18 protein-coding genes are annotated in these 17130 nt (G+C 59.4%); 12 read left to right on the forward strand and 6 right to left on the reverse strand.

Features of this window, described 5'->3' with window-relative positions:
- Nucleotides 1–109 precede the first annotated feature (109 nt).
- From ASC85_RS33020 to ASC85_RS09995, 3 genes are all read right to left on the reverse strand, one after another.
- On the reverse strand, nucleotides 110–355 hold a 246-nt coding region (locus ASC85_RS33020), incomplete at its 5' end, for a hypothetical protein (protein ID WP_236712342.1).
- Between the two features lie 342 nt (nucleotides 356–697).
- A complete protein-coding gene (locus ASC85_RS09990; RefSeq protein WP_057449209.1) occupies nucleotides 698–1918 on the reverse strand; it encodes a CaiB/BaiF CoA transferase family protein in 1221 nt (406 codons plus the stop codon).
- A 13-nt stretch (nucleotides 1919–1931) separates the two neighbouring features.
- Nucleotides 1932–3113: an acyl-CoA dehydrogenase gene (locus tag ASC85_RS09995; protein ID WP_057449210.1), complete on the reverse strand. Its 1182-nt coding sequence runs from the start codon at nucleotides 3111–3113 to the stop codon at nucleotides 1932–1934.
- 156 nt (nucleotides 3114–3269) lie between these two features.
- Between ASC85_RS09995 and ASC85_RS10000 the strand changes: the two genes are divergently transcribed.
- The 10 genes from ASC85_RS10000 (at nucleotide 3270) to ASC85_RS10050 (ending at nucleotide 13108) form a co-directional block, all read left to right on the forward strand.
- Nucleotides 3270–4166: a LysR family transcriptional regulator gene (locus ASC85_RS10000; protein WP_057449211.1), complete on the forward strand. Its 897-nt coding sequence runs from the start codon at nucleotides 3270–3272 to the stop codon at nucleotides 4164–4166.
- 434 nt (nucleotides 4167–4600) lie between these two features.
- Nucleotides 4601–5722: a Re/Si-specific NAD(P)(+) transhydrogenase subunit alpha gene (locus ASC85_RS10005; protein WP_003196448.1), complete on the forward strand. Its 1122-nt coding sequence runs from the start codon at nucleotides 4601–4603 to the stop codon at nucleotides 5720–5722.
- Between the two features lie 15 nt (nucleotides 5723–5737).
- A complete protein-coding gene (locus ASC85_RS10010) occupies nucleotides 5738–6061 on the forward strand; it encodes an NAD(P) transhydrogenase subunit alpha (protein ID WP_003187010.1) in 324 nt (107 codons plus the stop codon).
- Complete coding sequence (locus ASC85_RS10015) at nucleotides 6061–7497, forward strand: NAD(P)(+) transhydrogenase (Re/Si-specific) subunit beta (RefSeq protein ID WP_030139190.1); 1437 nt, start codon at nucleotides 6061–6063, stop codon at nucleotides 7495–7497. The genes ASC85_RS10010 and ASC85_RS10015 overlap by 1 nt, the downstream gene beginning before the upstream one ends.
- A 199-nt stretch (nucleotides 7498–7696) precedes the next feature.
- Entirely contained in the window at nucleotides 7697–9190 is a 1494-nt protein-coding gene (locus ASC85_RS10020; protein WP_057449212.1) for an acetyl-CoA hydrolase/transferase family protein, read from the forward strand.
- A gap of 319 nt (nucleotides 9191–9509) precedes the next feature.
- Nucleotides 9510–9725, forward strand: a complete 216-nt coding sequence (locus ASC85_RS10025) for a DUF1127 domain-containing protein (protein WP_003187014.1) — start codon at nucleotides 9510–9512, stop codon at nucleotides 9723–9725.
- Nucleotides 9726–10069: 344 nt separating this feature from the next.
- The gene (locus ASC85_RS10035) at nucleotides 10070–10387 is read left to right on the forward strand and encodes a DUF2388 domain-containing protein (protein ID WP_003196441.1); all 318 of its coding nucleotides are present in this window, start codon (nucleotides 10070–10072) and stop codon (nucleotides 10385–10387) included.
- A gap of 106 nt (nucleotides 10388–10493) precedes the next feature.
- Entirely contained in the window at nucleotides 10494–10802 is a 309-nt protein-coding gene (locus ASC85_RS10040; protein ID WP_057449214.1) for a DUF2388 domain-containing protein, read from the forward strand.
- Between the two features lie 27 nt (nucleotides 10803–10829).
- Nucleotides 10830–11150, forward strand: a complete 321-nt coding sequence (locus ASC85_RS10045; RefSeq protein ID WP_003187020.1) for a DUF2388 domain-containing protein — start codon at nucleotides 10830–10832, stop codon at nucleotides 11148–11150.
- A complete protein-coding gene (locus tag ASC85_RS10050) occupies nucleotides 11147–13108 on the forward strand; it encodes a DUF7844 domain-containing protein (protein WP_057449215.1) in 1962 nt (653 codons plus the stop codon). Before ASC85_RS10045 ends, ASC85_RS10050 begins: the two co-directional genes overlap by 4 nt.
- A gap of 163 nt (nucleotides 13109–13271) precedes the next feature.
- Here ASC85_RS10050 and trpA read toward each other — a convergent pair whose 3' ends face one another.
- Both trpA and trpB read right to left on the reverse strand, forming a co-directional pair.
- The gene (gene trpA / locus ASC85_RS10055; protein ID WP_057449216.1) at nucleotides 13272–14084 is read right to left on the reverse strand and encodes a tryptophan synthase subunit alpha; all 813 of its coding nucleotides are present in this window, start codon (nucleotides 14082–14084) and stop codon (nucleotides 13272–13274) included.
- Nucleotides 14084–15316: a tryptophan synthase subunit beta gene (trpB, locus tag ASC85_RS10060; RefSeq protein WP_014335911.1), complete on the reverse strand. Its 1233-nt coding sequence runs from the start codon at nucleotides 15314–15316 to the stop codon at nucleotides 14084–14086. Before trpB ends, trpA begins: the two co-directional genes overlap by 1 nt.
- 112 nt (nucleotides 15317–15428) lie before the next feature.
- Between trpB and ASC85_RS10065 the strand changes: the two genes are divergently transcribed.
- Nucleotides 15429–16346, forward strand: coding sequence for a LysR family transcriptional regulator (locus tag ASC85_RS10065; RefSeq protein ID WP_057449217.1), 918 nt, complete (start codon nucleotides 15429–15431; stop codon nucleotides 16344–16346).
- On the opposite strand, the gene ASC85_RS10070 is transcribed toward ASC85_RS10065, so the two are convergent.
- On the reverse strand, nucleotides 16319–16645 hold the full coding sequence (locus ASC85_RS10070) for a DUF883 family protein (protein ID WP_003196426.1): 327 nt from the start codon (nucleotides 16643–16645) through the stop codon (nucleotides 16319–16321). The two genes, ASC85_RS10065 and ASC85_RS10070, sit on opposite strands and share 28 nt — an antisense overlap.
- Before the next feature lie 155 nt (nucleotides 16646–16800).
- Between ASC85_RS10070 and ASC85_RS10075 the strand changes: the two genes are divergently transcribed.
- Nucleotides 16801–17016, forward strand: coding sequence for a dodecin (locus tag ASC85_RS10075; protein WP_003196424.1), 216 nt, complete (start codon nucleotides 16801–16803; stop codon nucleotides 17014–17016).
- Nucleotides 17017–17130 lie beyond the last annotated feature (114 nt).

Raw genomic sequence — 17130 nt, forward strand, 5'->3', positions numbered from 1 at the left:
CAACCGAGGCGCGCATTCTACAGCGCCCCGTGTATYTGTCAAGCGGTTATTTTAAGARGTTTTCAAAGTTTCCTTTGCAACTTCAACCACTTGCGCTTCCGATCTCTCGTTAGCGGGAGGCGAATTCTACAGCGTTACTCGCTGCTGTCAACACCTCTTTTTCACCGCTTTCGACCGAGAAGATCGAACCGCCAATAGAGCCAAACAACACCGCTCTATCTGCTCCTTCCGGGCTTCGATGAACTGAAGCCCAACACCTTCGAAACTTACTTAACTCATTGAATCTCAAGGAGTTTTCCGTTTCGACTGCGCCGGAAGTGGGGCGAATTATAGACTTCCAGAATCTGCCGTCAACNTCGTTAGCGGGAGGCGAATTCTACAGCGTTACTCGCTGCTGTCAACACCTCTTCTTCACCGCTTTCGACCGAGAAGATCGAACCGCCGACAGAGCCAAACAACACCRCTCTATCTGCTCCTTCCGGGCTTCGATGAACTGAAGCCCAACACCTTCGAAACTTACTTAACTCATTGAATCTCAAGGAGTTTTCCGTTTCGACTGCGCCGGAAGTGGGGCGAATTATAGACTTCCAGAATCTGCCGTCAACCCTTAATTTCGCTTTTCTATCAATAAGTTGCGCAACACAGGCAAACCCGCTGCTTTGCCCTTAAGAACCTCCCTCTATATAGAAGAGAAGACTCAAAGAACCCCCGCCTCCCTGAATGCCGTCACCGCAGCTTCGTCCAGCCCCAACACTCGCTGCAACACCTCCAGCGTATGCTCCCCTAATAAAGGCGGCGCATTGCGATATTCCACCGGCGTCTCGGAGAGTCGAATCGGACTGGCCACCTGGGGCACGCTACCAGCCAGTACGTGAGGTAATTCCATCGCCAATCCACGCGCCTGTACCTGAGGATCGGCAAACACCTGGGCAAGATCGTTGATTGGCCCACACGGCACGCCCGCCTGCTCCAATTGAGTCACCCACTCGGCGGTGGTCTTGAACACCGTCGCCTGGCGAATCAACGGAATCAACACCGCCCGATTCGCCACCCGCAGCTTGTTTGTGGCAAAACGCGGGTCATCAGCCCACTGCGGTTGACCGGCAACCTCAGCGAATTTTCGGAACTGGCCGTCATTACCCACCGTAAGGATGAAATCGCCATCAGCCGTAGGAAAATCCTGATAAGGCACGATGTTCGGATGTGCATTGCCCAGCCGTTTCGGCGCGTTGCCCGTGGTCAGGTAGTTCATCGCCTGATTGGCCAGGCAAGCCACTTGAACATCCAGCAAGGCCATATCGATGTGCTGCCCGCCGCCAGCATGATCACGATGCGCCAGCGCCGCCAAAATAGCAGCAGTCGAATACAGCCCCGTGAGGATATCCGTCAGCGCAACCCCCACCTTCACCGGCCCCGCCCCCTCATCGCCCTCGGGGCGGCCGGTCAGGCTCATCAAGCCCCCCAACCCCTGAATCATGAAGTCATACCCGGCGCGCTTGGCATAAGGGCCGGTCTGACCAAACCCGGTGATCGAGCAATAGATCAATTGCGGATTGATCGCCTTTAGCGAGTCATAGTCCAAACCATAAGCCGCAAGCCCGCCAACCTTGAAGTTTTCGATCAGGATATCGGACTTGGCCGCCAGCTCTCGCACCAGCCGCTGCCCCTCCGGACGCGTGAAATCGATGGTCACCGACTGCTTGTTGCGATTGGCCGACAGATAATAAGCAGCCTCGGTCGTGTTCTCGCCTCGGGCATCCTTCAGGAAAGGCGGCCCCCAAGCGCGGGTGTCGTCACCGTTGCCGGGGCGCTCGACCTTGATGACATCAGCCCCCAGGTCCGCCAGGATCTGTCCCGCCCACGGCCCGGCCAGGACCCTCGATAAATCCAATACCCGCAGATGCGAAAGCGCGCCCATGAACGTTCCCCTATTAATAGAACGCCTGGATACCGGTTTGTGCACGCCCCAGGATCAGCGCATGAACGTCGTGGGTGCCTTCGTAGGTGTTTACGACCTCCAGGTTCACGAGATGACGAGCGATGCCGAACTCATCGGAAATACCGTTGCCGCCCAGCATGTCCCTCGCCATGCGAGCGATATCCAGGGATTTGCCGCAGGAGTTGCGCTTCATGATCGAGGTGATCTCGACCGCCGCGGTACCTTCATCTTTCATACGCCCCAGACGCAGGCATCCCTGCAGGGCCAACGTGATCTCGGTCTGCATGTCGGCCAGCTTCTTCTGGATCAACTGATTGGCAGCCAGCGGACGCCCAAACTGCTGGCGGTCCAGTGTGTACTGGCGAGCGGTATGCCAGCAGAACTCAGCGGCCCCCAAGGCGCCCCAGGAGATGCCGTAGCGCGCCGAGTTCAGGCAGGTAAACGGGCCCTTCAGGCCACGGACATCCGGGAAGATGTTCTCTTCCGGAACGAATACGTTGTCCATCACGATTTCGCCAGTGATCGAGGCGCGCAACCCGACCTTGCCATGAATCGCCGGCGCACTCAGGCCCTTCCAGCCTTTCTCGAGGACGAAGCCGCGGATATCGCCGGCGTCATCCTTACCCCAGACGACAAAGACGTCGGCGATCGGACTGTTGGTAATCCACATTTTGCTACCCGTCAGGCTGTAGCCGCCTTCCACTTTGCGCGCACGAGTAATCATCGCGCCCGGGTCGGAGCCATGGTTCGGCTCGGTCAGACCAAAGCAACCGATCCATTCACCAGACGCCAGCTTCGGCAGATACTTCTGTTTTTGCGCCTCGGTACCGAATTCATTGATCGGCACCATGACCAGCGAAGACTGCACGCTCATCATCGAGCGATAACCGGAATCGACGCGCTCGACTTCACGAGCGATCAGGCCATAGCTGACGTAGTTCAGCCCACTGCCGCCGTACTGCTCTGGGATGGTTGCCCCCAGCAGGCCCACCTCACCCATCTCGCGGAAAATCTCTGGGTCGGTCTTCTCATGGCGGAACGCTTCCAGCACCCGCGGCGCGAGCTTCTGCTGGGCGAACTGCTCGGCAGTGTCGCGGATCATGCGTTCTTCTTCGGTGAGCTGCTGATCCAGCAACAATGGATCGATCCAGTTGAAGCTCGCTTTACCGGCCATGAAAGAGTCCTCGCCAATTAAATGAAAATCGTGGATTGATCCTAGGCGCGCTTTCCTACAAGGGCAAACGAGGATTGCGCACTATCTTGTGCTAATTTCTCACTCCGTAAACGCCATAAACCCCGTTTATGTCGATATCGAGTGAGGCTTGCGTACATGCGCCGTAAAATCCCCAGCACCACCGCCCTGATCAGTTTCGAGGCTGCCGCACGTCATGAGAGCTTCACCAAGGCGGCGCACGAGCTTTCTCTTACGCAAGGCGCGATCTGCCGACAGATCGCCAGCCTGGAAGACTTCCTCAGCGTGGAGCTTTTCCGACGCTCACGCCGAGGTGTCAAACTGACCGAAGCGGGCCTTTCCTACAGCCGTCGAGTGGCCACCCAACTGGATGCCGTCGAGCGCGACGCTCTTTCAGTGATGGGGCACACCGGTGCGAACGTGATCGAACTGGCCGTGGTTCCAACCTTCGGCACTCAATGGCTGCTACCACGCCTCAAGGATTTCCAGCAGCAACATCCGGAAGTCACCGTCAACCTGACCAACCGCACACGGCCCTTTCTCTTCGCGGACACAGAGTTTGATGCCGCCATCTATTTTGGTGATGCGGACTGGTCCGGTACCGAATCCCACAAACTGATGGGCGAAAATCCGATGCCGGTATGCAGCCCTACGTTACTGGGAGACCGGACGAGCCTGACACCAGAGGCCATCGCCGAATTGCCCTTGCTCCAGCAGACCACTCGCCCCTATGCCTGGCGCCAGTGGTTCAACGCCCAGAACCTGAACATTGCACGAGACCTGACAGGCCCGCGTTATGAACTATTCTCCATGCTTGCCCAAGCGGCCATGCACGACATGGGCATTGCGCTGATTCCGCCCTTCTTGATCCAGCGCGAGCTGGCAGAGAAACGACTGGTCGTGGCCAACCGTAGCGCGCTATCGAGCATCAAGGCCTACTACCTGATGATTCCAGAGCGAAAGGTCGAATCCGCCTCTCTTCGAGCTTTTCGCGATTGGCTCGTGAAGCAAGCAAGCAACTATCACCTTGATTAATAAAGAAAAACTTAAAACAGACTTAGGTAGTAAACTAACAGAAGACGCTACAGATATAAGTTTATGTCGCATTCAGTCAATCTGTTATGAAGTCCGTGCAGTAGTCTCCAAAGCGTTTAAATACATGGCTTTGAGCCATATTGCGCAGCGCATCAGGGCCTATTCATCTGGCCGATGGGAAAAGTTGTCAATTTGAACCTGAATCCTTGGAAAGCACGGCCTACAAGGGATGCCGATCGATAATTGCGACATTCGGTCACAGGGTGACTTGTAGTTAATTTTCCGTCACCCGTCATAATCCCTTGAAGGGCTGAATTTTCGCCTGCAAAATGCCGCGCCCCGCCTGGTTTGGCGGGATCGTGCTGATCGGCCGCCCCAGCCGCACCATCCGAAGTGCCTGGGTTTACTCAATAAGATCACGCAGGAGATTTGACGTGCACATTGGTGTTCCCCTCGAAACCCAAACGGGTGAAACACGGGTTGCTGCTACCCCGGAAACCATCAAGAAGCTGATCGGCCAAGGCCATAAAGTCACTGTTCAAAGCGGCGCCGGCATCAAGGCCAGCGTTATCGACAGTGCCTATGAGGCGGCGGGCGCAACCATTGGCAGTGCCAGTGATGCATTCGGAGCCGAGCTGATTCTCAAGGTGGTTGCCCCCAGCGACAGCGAACTGACGCTGATCAAGAGCGGCACCGTTCTGGTGGGCATGCTCAATCCGTTCAACAACGAAACCATCGCCAAGCTGGCCGAATGCGGCATCACCGCTTTCGCCCTCGAGGCCGCGCCACGTACCTCCCGTGCCCAAAGCCTGGATGTGCTGTCGTCTCAAGCGAACATTGCCGGCTATAAAGCCGTGCTGCTGGCCGCCCACCACTACCCGCGCTTCATGCCGATGCTGATGACCGCCGCAGGCACCGTGAAAGCGGCGCGCGTGCTCATTCTCGGCGCGGGCGTGGCCGGGTTGCAGGCGATTGCCACGGCCAAGCGCCTGGGCGCGGTGATCGAAGCCTCGGATGTGCGTCCGGCGGTCAAGGAACAAATCGAATCCCTCGGCGCCAAGTTCGTCGACGTGCCTTACGAGACCGACGAAGAGCGTGAATGCGCCGTCGGCGTCGGTGGTTACGCCCGGCCGATGCCGGCCAGCTGGATGCAGCGCCAGGCCCAAGCGGTGCACGAGCGCGCCAAGCAGGCGGACATCGTCATCACCACCGCTCTGATTCCGGGCCGCAAGGCACCGACACTGCTGAGTGCCGAAACCGTCGCGCAGATGAAACCCGGCTCGGTGGTCATCGACCTCGCGGCAGCCCAGGGCGGTAACTGCCCGCTGACCGTGGCCGATCAGGTGGTTGTCGAGAATGGCGTGACCATTTGCGGTCCGACCAACCTGGCCGGTGAAGTCGCGGCTGACGCTTCGGCGCTGTACGCCCGCAACCTGCTGGACTTCCTGAAGCTGGTCTTCACCAAGGAAGGTCAGTTCGACGTGAACCTGGAAGACGACATCGTTGCCGCGTGCCTGATGTGCCGCGACGGCCAAGTCATCCGCAAAAACGCCTAAGCAGGGATTCAGACAATGGAAGAGCTTATCTCCCCCGGTATCTACAACCTGATCATCTTCGTGCTGGCGATTTATGTCGGTTATCACGTGGTCTGGAACGTAACACCCGCGCTGCACACGCCGTTGATGGCGGTAACCAACGCCATTTCGGCGATCGTGATCGTCGGCGCCATGCTCGCTGCCGCGCTGACCGTAACGCCTCTGGGCAAGACCATGGGCACCCTCGCCGTGGCCCTCGCCGCGGTCAACGTATTCGGTGGCTTCCTGGTGACGCGCCGCATGCTTGAGATGTTCAAGAAAAAAGCCCCGAAAGCCGTAAAAGAAGAGGCGCCCAAGTAATGAGCATGAACCTGGTAACGACGCTCTACCTGATCGCGTCGATCTGCTTCATCCAGGCCCTCAAAGGCCTGTCGCACCCCACCACCTCTCGTCGTGGCAATCTGTTCGGCATGCTCGGCATGGCGCTGGCAGTGCTCACCACTGTGGGCCTCATCTATAAGCTGGGCGCTGAGCTAGCGACAGCCGGCATCGGCTACGTCATCGTCGGCCTGCTGATCGGCGGCACCGCCGGTTCGATCATGGCCAAGCGCGTCGAGATGACCAAGATGCCGGAGCTGGTAGCGTTCATGCACAGCATGATCGGCCTGGCGGCGGTGTTCATTGCCATCGCAGCGGTCGTCGAGCCGCAATCGCTGGGCATCGTCAAGCAACTGGGCGATTCGATTCCGGCCGGTAACCGCCTGGAGCTGTTCCTCGGCGCCGCCATTGGTGCAATCACCTTCTCCGGCTCGGTGATCGCTTTCGGCAAGCTCTCGGGCAAGTACAAGTTCCGTCTGTTCCAGGGCGCACCGGTACAGTTTGGTGGCCAGCACAAGCTCAACCTGATCCTGGGCCTGGCAACGCTGGGCCTGGGCCTGACCTTCATGTTCACCGGCAACCTCGGCGCGTTCGCCTTGATGCTGGCCCTGGCGTTTGTCCTGGGCGTGCTGATCATCATCCCGATCGGCGGCGCGGACATGCCGGTGGTGGTCTCGATGCTCAACAGTTATTCCGGTTGGGCCGCAGCAGGTATCGGTTTCTCGCTGAACAACTCGATGCTGATCATTGCCGGTTCGTTGGTAGGTTCGAGCGGTGCGATCCTGTCGTACATCATGTGCAAGGCGATGAACCGTTCGTTCTTCAACGTGCTGCTCGGCGGCTTCGGCAACACAGCAGATGCTGCTGGCCCTGCAGGCTCCAAAGAAGCCCGCCCAGTGAAATCCGGCTCGGCTGACGACGCGACCTTCCTGTTGACCAACGCCGACACGGTGATCATCGTCCCAGGCTATGGCCTGGCGGTGGCACGGGCTCAGCACGCGCTGAAAGAGCTGACCGAGAAGCTGACCCACCACGGCGTGACCGTTAAGTACGCGATCCACCCGGTGGCCGGTCGCATGCCTGGGCACATGAACGTATTGCTGGCCGAGGCCGAAGTGCCTTACGACCAGGTGTTCGAGATGGAAGACATCAACTCCGAGTTCGGCCAGGCCGATGTGGTGCTGGTACTGGGCGCCAACGACGTGGTCAACCCGGCGGCGAAGAACGATCCGAAGTCGCCGATCGCCGGCATGCCGATCCTCGAAGCCTTCAAGGCCAAGACCATCATCGTCAACAAGCGCTCGATGGCCAGCGGCTACGCGGGCCTGGACAACGAGCTGTTCTATCTCGACAAGACCATGATGGTGTTCGGTGACGCCAAGAAGGTCATCGAAGACATGGTCAAAGCGGTGGAATAACGCTAACGGCTTCACCATCAACGCCCCGACTTGTCGGGGCGTTTTGATTTGTATCAAGGCCGAACGTTACCGATCCGGTAATAATGTTTTGCCTGAAACACCCGTAATAGAGGCCTTAAATGCGACCTTTGTAGCGGGTCGGGCACCGCGCGAATTCACTAGACTGCGCATCTTGCTTTCCAGCCCGAGATAACAACCTATGTACCGTGATCGCATCCGCTTGCCTTCGTTATTGAATAAAGTGATGAGCGCTGCCGAAGCAGCCTTGTTGATTCAGGACGGCATGACCGTCGGCATGAGCGGCTTTACCCGCGCCGGAGAAGCGAAAGCAGTGCCCCACGCCCTGGCTGAGCGCGCCAAGGTCACTCCGTTGAAAATCAGCCTGATGACCGGTGCGAGCCTGGGTAATGACCTCGACAAGGAGCTCACCGAGGCCGGCGTGCTGGCACGGCGTATGCCATTCCAGGTCGACAGCACGTTGCGCAAGGCGATCAACGCAGGCGAGGTGATGTTCATCGACCAGCATCTCTCGGAAACTGTTGAGCAACTGCGCAACGGCCAGCTCAAGCTGCCCGACATTGCCGTGATCGAAGCGGTGGCCATCACCGAGCAAGGGCATATCGTACCGACCACATCGGTGGGTAACTCGGCCAGTTTCGCCATCTTCGCCCGGCAAGTGATCATCGAGATCAACATGGCCCACAACCCGAACCTGGAAGGGCTGCACGACATTTATATCCCGACTTATCGCCCGACCCGCACCCCAATCCCCCTGGTGAAAGTCGACGACCGTATTGGCAGCCCCGCTATACCGATCCCGCCGGAAAAAATTGCCGCCATTGTCATCACCAACCAAGGGGACTCGCCTTCGACCGTCGCGCCACCGGACAGCGACACCCAGGCCATCGCCGATCATCTGATCGACTTCTTCAAGCAGGAAGTTGCAGCCGGGCGCATGACCAACAAGCTCGGGCCGTTGCAGGCCGGGATTGGCAACATCGCCAACGCCGTAATGTGCGGGCTGATCGATTCCCCGTTCGAAGACCTGACCATGTATTCCGAGGTCCTGCAGGACTCGACATTTGACTTGATCGACGCTGGCAAGCTGAGCTTCGCCTCCGGCAGCTCTATCACGCTGTCGAGCCGACGCAACGCCGATGTATTCGGAAATCTGGAAAGGTATAAGGACAAACTGGTCCTGCGCCCACAGGAGATCTCCAACCATCCCGAGGTCGTACGCCGCCTGGGCATCATCGGTATCAACACCGCGTTGGAGTTCGACCTGTACGGCAACGTCAACTCCACCCATATCTGCGGCACTCGGATGATGAATGGCATTGGCGGTTCGGGGGATTTCGCCCGCAACGCCCACTTGGCGATTTTCGTTACCAAGTCGATTGCCAAGGGCGGTGCCATTTCCAGTGTCGTGCCGATGGTCAGCCACGTGGACCATACCGAGCACGATGTCGACATCCTGGTGACCGAGATCGGCCTGGCCGACCTGCGCGGCCTGGCGCCAAGGGAGCGGGCACGGGTGGTCATCGACAACTGCGTGCATCCGTCCTACCGCCAAGCTCTGAATGATTATTTCGAAGCAGCCTGCGCCCTGGGTGGGCATACCCCGCACATCCTGCGCGATGCACTGAGTTGGCACGTCAACCTCGAAGAGACCGGGCGCATGTTGGCCGTCTGATACAGCTGGATTACAGCTATCGCAAATACAGTTTTGATTGAAGGCCGCCACTCGAGCCTTGCGCGACAAAAACTGTACTGCTGTACCGGTGTTTTCTTACAGTCTTTTCCCACAAAACTTCTGTCAACCGCCTAAAACGCACCATTACAGTGCAGATAGGTACAGTTGCCTCAATATTGACCAGTACACCGCTCTTTAACAGTTAACTGGTCTCTCACAATACAGGTGAACTGTATCTAGAGAGACTGGCCAAACGAGAGGATCATGGGCACCAGTTAAACCACTACCTAATCCCGCCACAAGCGGAAGGATGTCAACCATGGAACGTACACTCAGTTCCGAGCTGTTTTTCGAAGACAAAGCTGAAAAAAACCAGGCTTCCCTGCCTCTTCGCGTTATCGCTAACCTGATGTTGTGGCAGCGCCGCATCGCCAGCCGCCACCAACTGGCTCGTCTGGATTCGCGCCTGCTGGCTGACGCCGGTATCAGCGAAGCACAACGTTACGAAGAGCTGAGCAAGCCGTTCTGGCGCTAACTCAGCGTCGCTGGCCCTGACCCACCGGGTCCACCGCCAGCACCGAATTGAATAAACAAGACCCGTCGCGGGAAACCGCGACGGGTCTTGTCGTTTCCGGGCCCGCTTTTATGGAAGACCGGAGAGATATAACAGTTACCTGAGAATTAAAAACATACCAGTACAGTTTATCTTGAGCCGTAGCGCCCAATGCGGGCATCATGCTGCCGATGACTGTCGCAAAGGGCTGCCAGCCAACGCGTTCTGTCCTAATATCGATGCGAACGTGGCGAAGCGAGTCGAGCATGCGTCTCTTCTTCCAGCTACACGCACCGGCATCACCTCATCCTTCAAGGAGTTTCCTCATGATCCGTCTTCGCCTGCTCAGCGCAGTTGCCCTGCTGGCCGTAGCCGCCCACTCCAACGCCAGCAGCTTTATCGTTACCACTGACTCCATCGTCGGCGCACTCAAGGCCACGTCCGACGTGACCTCTGATGCAACCTCATCACTGCGGGACAACAAGATCGTTCAAGCCGCCCGTGATGACGCCGCCAGCTTCGTGGCCAGCGAAGGCGCCATCCGTGGCGTGAAACTGGAAAGTGCCCTGGATTACATCCGCCAGCAGGCACCACAGCTCAACGCCACCGATGCACAGCTGGCCCAGGCCATCCTGGTGATCTGATGCAACATGAAACATCGGGCACCCAATGGTGTTCCGATGTTTCAGCGCTGGCTCTGGCCCGCAGGTTTGCGCTAGCCTTCAGGCTCGCCATCAACCGTCGAGTCCCATGCGCTTTTACTCAGATCTGTTCATCGCGTCTTTCTTCGTAGTTTTTTGCTGGTCTGTTCCGGCCCATGCCTTCGATGTGTCCACCCAGCAAGTGGTGGTCAGCGGCTATGCCACGAGCATGGTGACCTCTGCGCCCTTCGACCATAAACTGATCATCGCCGCTCACGATGACGCTGCGGCCTTCATTGCCAGTGACGGACAGTTGCGAGGTGCACAACTGGAATCGGCCCTGGATTACCTGCGCCGGACCCAGCCAAAACTTCACGTCAGCGACCTTGAACTGGCACAGGCAATTCTCGTCCAATAGTTATCCTTATTTCTCCGGAGTCGTTCCATGCGTAGCCCGCTGATTGCTGCCGCCCTAGGCCTGCTGGTGTTGGCCGATGTGGCCCAGGCACATACCCTGGTAGCCACCAGTAACATCATCGTTCGCGCTTCCCAGCGCACGATTGATTTCACTTCCGACACCACCACCTCCATCCGTGATTCGAAAATCGTCCGCGAAGCCCATGACGATGCGGCCAGTTTTGTCGCCAGCAATGGTGAAATTCGTGGCGCTCACCTCGAGGCCGCCTTCGACACCTTGCGCACCCGCGTGCCGGAAGCCCGCGACGCCAGTGACCAGGTTCTCGCCGAAGCCATCCTCGCATTGTGAGGCGGTTCGCCGCCTGGCTGGCGGCCGGGGTCTTGCTGCTCACGGGCAGCATGGCCCAGGCCGGCCTGCGACTGCACCTCAACGTCGAAGGACTGAGCCCGGCCCAACAGCAGGCCAGCCAGGCGCTGCTCGATGAAGCCATGCAGGCGCTGCCGCCGCGCTTCATCGAGCGGCTGGACCGGCGCATCGATGTCGGCTGGACCGACCAGATGCCGGCCAACGCCTACGGCCAGGCCTCGCTGGTGTCGCAACTGGACCTCAATAGCAACCTGCTCGACAGCCTTGTCGACGGCAGTGCCGCGACGCAAAAGACCCATCGCCCCCACGGCACCGTGCGACGGGAAATGCTCGCCACGGTCCTGCACGAACTGACCCACATTTATGACCGCTCGCGTCTCTGGCCAGATGCCGAGCGTACGCTGATCCAGCGTTGCACTCGACGCAACAGCAGCGCCGGGTTAATCGGCCTCCCCGATGAGTGCCGGGGCCAGAACGACCGCCGCTTCACCCTCAGCGATGATCCTCGGTTGCTGGACCTCGCCGGCTGGCCACAATACGTCGGCCGACGCGGTGAGCGGGAACAGCACAATCGCCAGGTCGCCCGCAGCCCGGATCTCTATGAAACGAGCAGCCCCAAGGAGTTCGTCGCGGTCAACATGGAGTACTTTCTCCTCGACCCGAGCTACGCCTGCCGACGCCCCGCCCTGTATCGCTATTACCAGGAACACTTCGGCTGGGCACCCGCCGCCAAGGACACCTGCGCCAAATCGTTCGCCTTCCTCAACGCCGGCAACGACTTCGCCAAGACGCCACTGGGCAAGGTCGATCCAGAGCGAGTCTATGCCATTGATTACCTGCTGGCCGAAGCCAACCAGAACTGGGTGAGCCGCTGGGGGCACAGCATGCTCCGGCTGGTGATCTGTGCACCGGGTCGCCCACGTGGCCCGGACTGCCGACTGGACCTGGACCAACACCTGGTGCTGTCGTACCGCGCCTTCGTCGGCGATGTGCAGCTATCGAGCTGGGACGGGCTGGTCGGAAAATATCCGTCGCGCCTTTTCGTATTGCCGTTGGCCCAGGTGATCGATGAATACACCAAGACCGAACTGCGCAGCCTGGCGTCGGTGCCGCTGAACCTGTCGCGCACCGAGATCGAGGAAACGGTCGAGCACGCCGCCGAAATGCATTGGAGCTACGACGGCAACTATTACTTCCTGTCCAATAACTGCGCCGTGGAAAGCTTGAAGCTGCTGCGCAGCGGCAGCAATAACGCGCAGCTCAACGGCCTGGACAGCATCATGCCCAACGGTTTGCTGGAAGTCCTCAAGGGCCGGGGCCTGGCGGACACCAGCGTGCTGGATGATCCCAAGGAAGCCTTGCGCCTGGGCTACCGCTTCGACTCATTCCGCGAGCGATACCAGGCGATGTTCGATGTGCTGAAGAAGTATCTGCCGATCAAGCAGCAAACGGTGGAAGACTGGCTGGCCCTGGATGCCGTCGAACGCCGCGTCTGGTTCGAACAGGCCGACCTGCGCACCAGCGCGGCGCTGTTACTGCTGGAACAGGCCAGTTATCGTCGGCAACTGTTGTTGGCCCAGGATGAAGTCAAACAGCGTTATCTCGGAGCCCGTGAATTGCAGAATGGCGGCATGGAAAGGGCTAATGCAACGCTGCAGCAGATCCTCGCCAACAGCGGCTTCCTGAGCCGTCCGGCCGAACTGCTGGGCAGTAGCGGCTACGGCTTGCCGCAACCCAGCGAGTGGCAACGCTTGGAATCGGAAAGCAGCTTGCGTCAGAAACAGCTTCAAACGCTGACAGGCGACCTGGACAAGGAAGTCCGGGCATTGCTTGAGCCGAGTCGCGCCGCTGAAATTGCTGCCAGCGAGGCCAATGTGAAAGCGATCGGCGAGCATTTGCGCAAACTGCACAAGGCCGGAGGCGGGTTGGAGTTGCCCTGATCCCATTGTGGCGAGGGCGCTTGCTCCCGCTGGGTCTGTAGGAGCTGACGAGCGAAGCGAGGCTGCGATCTTTTCACTGCCCATTGAGTCTGGAGCGGAAGATCAAAAGATCGTCCGAACGCGGCCCGAGCCTTCGCCAGCTCCTACAGAGCCGAACCAGGATTCAGCCCAGACGCGCCTTGCGCACACCCTCAGCCAGGGCGGCACACAAGCTCAACACGCCATCAATCGCCTGTTCCGGCGTATCGGCGTTGGCGATATGGTCGATCAGCGCCGAGCCAACCACCACCCCATCAGCCAATCGTGCGATGGCTGCCGCCTGCTCCGGCGTACGAATACCGAAACCAATGCTGATCGGCAAATCGGTGTGGCGACGCAGGCGCGCCACGGCTTCTTCCACATGCTCCAGCGTCGCGGCACCGGCACCGGTCACACCCGCCACCGACACGTAATATACAAAGCCGGAACTGCCATTGAGCACCGTTGGCAAACGCACGTCGTCGGTGGTTGGCGTGGTCAGGCGGATGAAGTCCAGGCCAGCTGCCTGGGCCGGCTCGCACAGTTCGCTGTTGTGCTCGGGCGGCATGTCCACAACGATCAGGCCATCCACGCCAGATTCCAGCGCCTCGCCAATGAAACGCTGCACGCCATAACGGTGGATCGGGTTGAAGTAGCCCATCAGCACCAGCGGTGTCTCGCTGTTTTCTTTGCGGAACTCACGAACCATCTGCAAGGTTTTCGCCAGGTTCTGCTGGGCACCCAAGGCACGAATATTCGCCAATTGGATCGCCGGGCCGTCGGCCATCGGGTCGGTGAACGGCATGCCCAGCTCGATGACATCGGCACCGGCCGCTGGCAGGCCCTTGAGGATTGCCAGCGAGGTGTCGTAGTCCGGGTCGCCAGCCGTGACGAAAGTCACCAGGGCGGCGCGGTTCTGTTCCTTGAGTTCGGCAAAACGGGTTTGCAGGCGGCTCATCAGTGTTTCTCCTGCTGGGACTGTTCCATGTGGTGCATCACGGTTTGCATGTCTTTGTCGCCACGGCCGGACAGGTTGACCACCATCAGGTGATCTTTCGGCAGGTTGGGTGCGCGTTTGAACACTTCCGCCAGGGCATGGGCGCTTTCCAATGCAGGAATGATCCCTTCCAGGCGGCAGCATTTGTGAAAGGCTTCCAAGGCTTCGGCGTCGGTCACCGAGGTGTACTGGACGCGGCCAATGTCGTGCAACCAGGCGTGTTCCGGACCGATGCCGGGGTAGTCGAGACCGGCGGAAATCGAATGGGCGTCGATGATCTGACCGTCGTCGTCCTGCAACAGGAAGGTGCGATTGCCGTGCAGTACACCTGGGACGCCGCCGTTCAGGCTCGCCGCATGCTTACCGGTCTCGATGCCATAACCGGCGGCTTCGACGCCGATGATCTCGACGCTCTTGTCGTCCAGGAACGGGTGGAACAGGCCCATGGCGTTGGAACCGCCGCCGATGCACGCCACCAGGCTGTCCGGCAGGCGACCTTCCTGGGCTTGCAGCTGCTCGCGGGTTTCCTTGCCGATCACGGCCTGGAAGTCACGCACCATCGCCGGATATGGATGCGGGCCAGCCACGGTACCGATCAGGTAGAACGTGCTGTCGACGTTGGTGACCCAGTCGCGCAGGGCCTCGTTCATTGCATCTTTCAGGGTACCGGTGCCAGCGACCACCGGGATCACTTCAGCGCCCAGCAGCTTCATGCGGAACACGTTGGCCTGCTGGCGCTCGATGTCGGTGGTACCCATGTAGATCACGCAATCGAGGCCAAAACGCGCGGCCACGGTGGCGGTGGCCACACCGTGCATGCCGGCGCCGGTTTCGGCGATGATGCGTTTTTTGCCCATGCGCCGCGCCAGCAGGATCTGGCCGATGCAGTTGTTGATCTTGTGCGCGCCGGTGTGGTTCAGCTCTTCACGCTTGAGATAGATCTTGGCGCCGCCGCAGTATTCGGTCAGGCGCTCGGCGAAGTAGAGCGGGCTCGGACGTCCGACGTAATCACGCTGGAAGTAGGCCAATTCCTCCAGGAACGCCGGATCTTCCTTCGCCACTTCGTATTCGCGGGCCAGATCCAGGATCAGCGGCATCAGGGTTTCGGCCACATAGCGGCCACCGAACGCACCGAACAGGCCGTTGGCATCGGGACCGCTGCGCAGGTTGAAAGGGGTCGTGGACTGGGTCATCGGGCGCTCCAAGCAAATGCGTTGAAAGACAATGAGGTTCACTCTACCCCTGACATCCGCCACTGAAAACCGATAAGATCGCCACGACCTGTCAGAAAAACTCACAGATAACATGAGCCACGACCTTCCCCCCCTCAACGCCTTGCGCGCCTTCGAGGCCACCGCCCGCCTGAACAGCGTAAGCCAGGCGGCCGAACAGCTGCACGTCACCCATGGCGCTGTAAGTCGACAGCTGAAGGTGCTGGAAGAACATTTAGGTGTCAGCCTGTTCATCAAGGATGGGCGCGGCTTGAAACTCACAGATGCCGGCATGCGCCTGCGCGATGCCAGCACTGACGCGTTCGAGCGACTGCGTGGTGTTTGTGCGGAGCTGACGCAAAGCACGGCCGATGCCCCGTTCGTCCTGGGCTGCTCGGGAAGCTTGCTGGCACGCTGGTTTATTCCCCGCCTGGGCAGGCTCAATGCCGACCTGCCGGATTTGCGCCTGCACCTGTCCGCTGGCGAGGGCGACCTGGACCCCAGGCGACCAGGACTGGACGCCTTGCTGGTATTCGCCGAACCACCCTGGCCGGCCGACATGCAGGTGTATGAACTGGTGAGCGAGCGGATCGGCCCCGTGATGAGCCCGCACTACGCCGGGTTCGCCCGCCTGCAGGCCGCACCGGCCAGCGCGCTGCTGGACGAGCCGTTGCTGCACACTACCTCCCGTCCACAGGCCTGGCCGACCTGGGCACAGCAAAACGACCTTGATCCCCGGGCATTGAAATTCGGGCAAGGATTCGAGCATCTGTATTATTTGCTGGAGGCCGCTGTAGCGGGGCTTGGCGTGGCGATCGCGCCCGAGCCGCTGGTGGCTGAGGACGTGCGCGCCGGTCGCCTGGTCGCGCCGTGGGGTTTCGATGAAACGGCGGCGCGACTGGCGTTGTGGCTACCCAAGCGCGCCGCAGATGGGCGCGCTCGGCAATTGGCCCAGTGGCTCAGGCATGAGCTGAGCCAACCGACTCAGTCTCCGCGTTTGCACAGCAAGTAAGCAGCCAGCAAACCAAGCGCACCGACCGCGACACCCGCGGTGGTCCAAGGGTGTTCCTGCGCGTAGTCGCGTGTGGCGATCCCGGTTTCACGGGTTTTCACCTTGACCTCTTCATACGCGTCGCTGAGCAGATGGCGAGAATGTTTCAAGGCGTTCTCGGCATTGGCCTTGAGCGACTTGAGGGTCTTACGCGACTCGTCCGAAGCGTCGTCCTTCAGGCTTTCCAACGACTTGAGCAGACTCTCGATCTCCGCTTCCATGCTTTGCAACGAGGCTTTGCGTAACGAATTGCTGGCCATGGTGGCTCTCTCCTGCAGTGGTTGAGTGGCGTGTGTGAATTGGGACTGCGGCCGTTTCTGAAAGTGCAGTAAATCTGAACTTCAGCGCGCAAACGGCGACACACGTATGACGAAAAATCGCTGCTAGGCTGTTAAAAACAACCAAGGAGAATCTCATGAGTGATCATCACACTTACAAAAAAGTCGAGCTGGTCGGCTCGTCTCCCACCAGCATTGAAGACGCCATTAATAATGCCCTGGCCGAGGCCAGCAAAAGCCTCAAGCATCTGGAGTGGTTCGAAGTCACGGAAACCCGCGGACACATCGAAAACGGCCGCGCCGCGCACTTTCAGGTCACCCTCAAAGTCGGGTTCCGGATTGTGAATAGCTGAGGAGCGATGAACTTGCACGCTGGCGGAGTGCCATAGGGAATGGCGATGCGCTATGGTATGCGCATTCTGTTTTTCCAATACCTGCCCTATTTGATCCGACCAAGGAGTGCGAGC

Source organism: Pseudomonas sp. Root401, from assembly GCF_001425105.1.
In the GTDB taxonomy this organism is placed as follows: domain Bacteria; phylum Pseudomonadota; class Gammaproteobacteria; order Pseudomonadales; family Pseudomonadaceae; genus Aquipseudomonas; species Aquipseudomonas brassicacearum.

Bases quoted from the DNA above. Each gene is read 5' to 3' on its own strand.
- ASC85_RS09990 (WP_057449209.1), bottom strand. From the start codon at position 1,918: ATGGGCGCGCTTTCGCATCTGCGGGTATTGGATTTATCGAGGGTCCTG.
- ASC85_RS09995 (WP_057449210.1), bottom strand. From the start codon at position 3,113: ATGGCCGGTAAAGCGAGCTTCAACTGGATCGATCCATTGTTGCTGGAT.
- ASC85_RS10000 (WP_057449211.1), top strand. From the start codon at position 3,270: ATGCGCCGTAAAATCCCCAGCACCACCGCCCTGATCAGTTTCGAGGCT.
- ASC85_RS10010 (WP_003187010.1), top strand. From the start codon at position 5,738: ATGGAAGAGCTTATCTCCCCCGGTATCTACAACCTGATCATCTTCGTG.
- ASC85_RS10015 (WP_030139190.1), top strand. From the start codon at position 6,061: ATGAGCATGAACCTGGTAACGACGCTCTACCTGATCGCGTCGATCTGC.
- ASC85_RS10020 (WP_057449212.1), top strand. From the start codon at position 7,697: ATGTACCGTGATCGCATCCGCTTGCCTTCGTTATTGAATAAAGTGATG.
- ASC85_RS10025 (WP_003187014.1), top strand. From the start codon at position 9,510: ATGGAACGTACACTCAGTTCCGAGCTGTTTTTCGAAGACAAAGCTGAA.
- ASC85_RS10035 (WP_003196441.1), top strand. From the start codon at position 10,070: ATGATCCGTCTTCGCCTGCTCAGCGCAGTTGCCCTGCTGGCCGTAGCC.
- ASC85_RS10040 (WP_057449214.1), top strand. From the start codon at position 10,494: ATGCGCTTTTACTCAGATCTGTTCATCGCGTCTTTCTTCGTAGTTTTT.
- ASC85_RS10045 (WP_003187020.1), top strand. From the start codon at position 10,830: ATGCGTAGCCCGCTGATTGCTGCCGCCCTAGGCCTGCTGGTGTTGGCC.
- trpA (WP_057449216.1), bottom strand. From the start codon at position 14,084: ATGAGCCGCCTGCAAACCCGTTTTGCCGAACTCAAGGAACAGAACCGC.
- trpB (WP_014335911.1), bottom strand. From the start codon at position 15,316: ATGACCCAGTCCACGACCCCTTTCAACCTGCGCAGCGGTCCCGATGCC.
- ASC85_RS10065 (WP_057449217.1), top strand. From the start codon at position 15,429: ATGAGCCACGACCTTCCCCCCCTCAACGCCTTGCGCGCCTTCGAGGCC.
- ASC85_RS10070 (WP_003196426.1), bottom strand. From the start codon at position 16,645: ATGGCCAGCAATTCGTTACGCAAAGCCTCGTTGCAAAGCATGGAAGCG.
- ASC85_RS10075 (WP_003196424.1), top strand. From the start codon at position 16,801: ATGAGTGATCATCACACTTACAAAAAAGTCGAGCTGGTCGGCTCGTCT.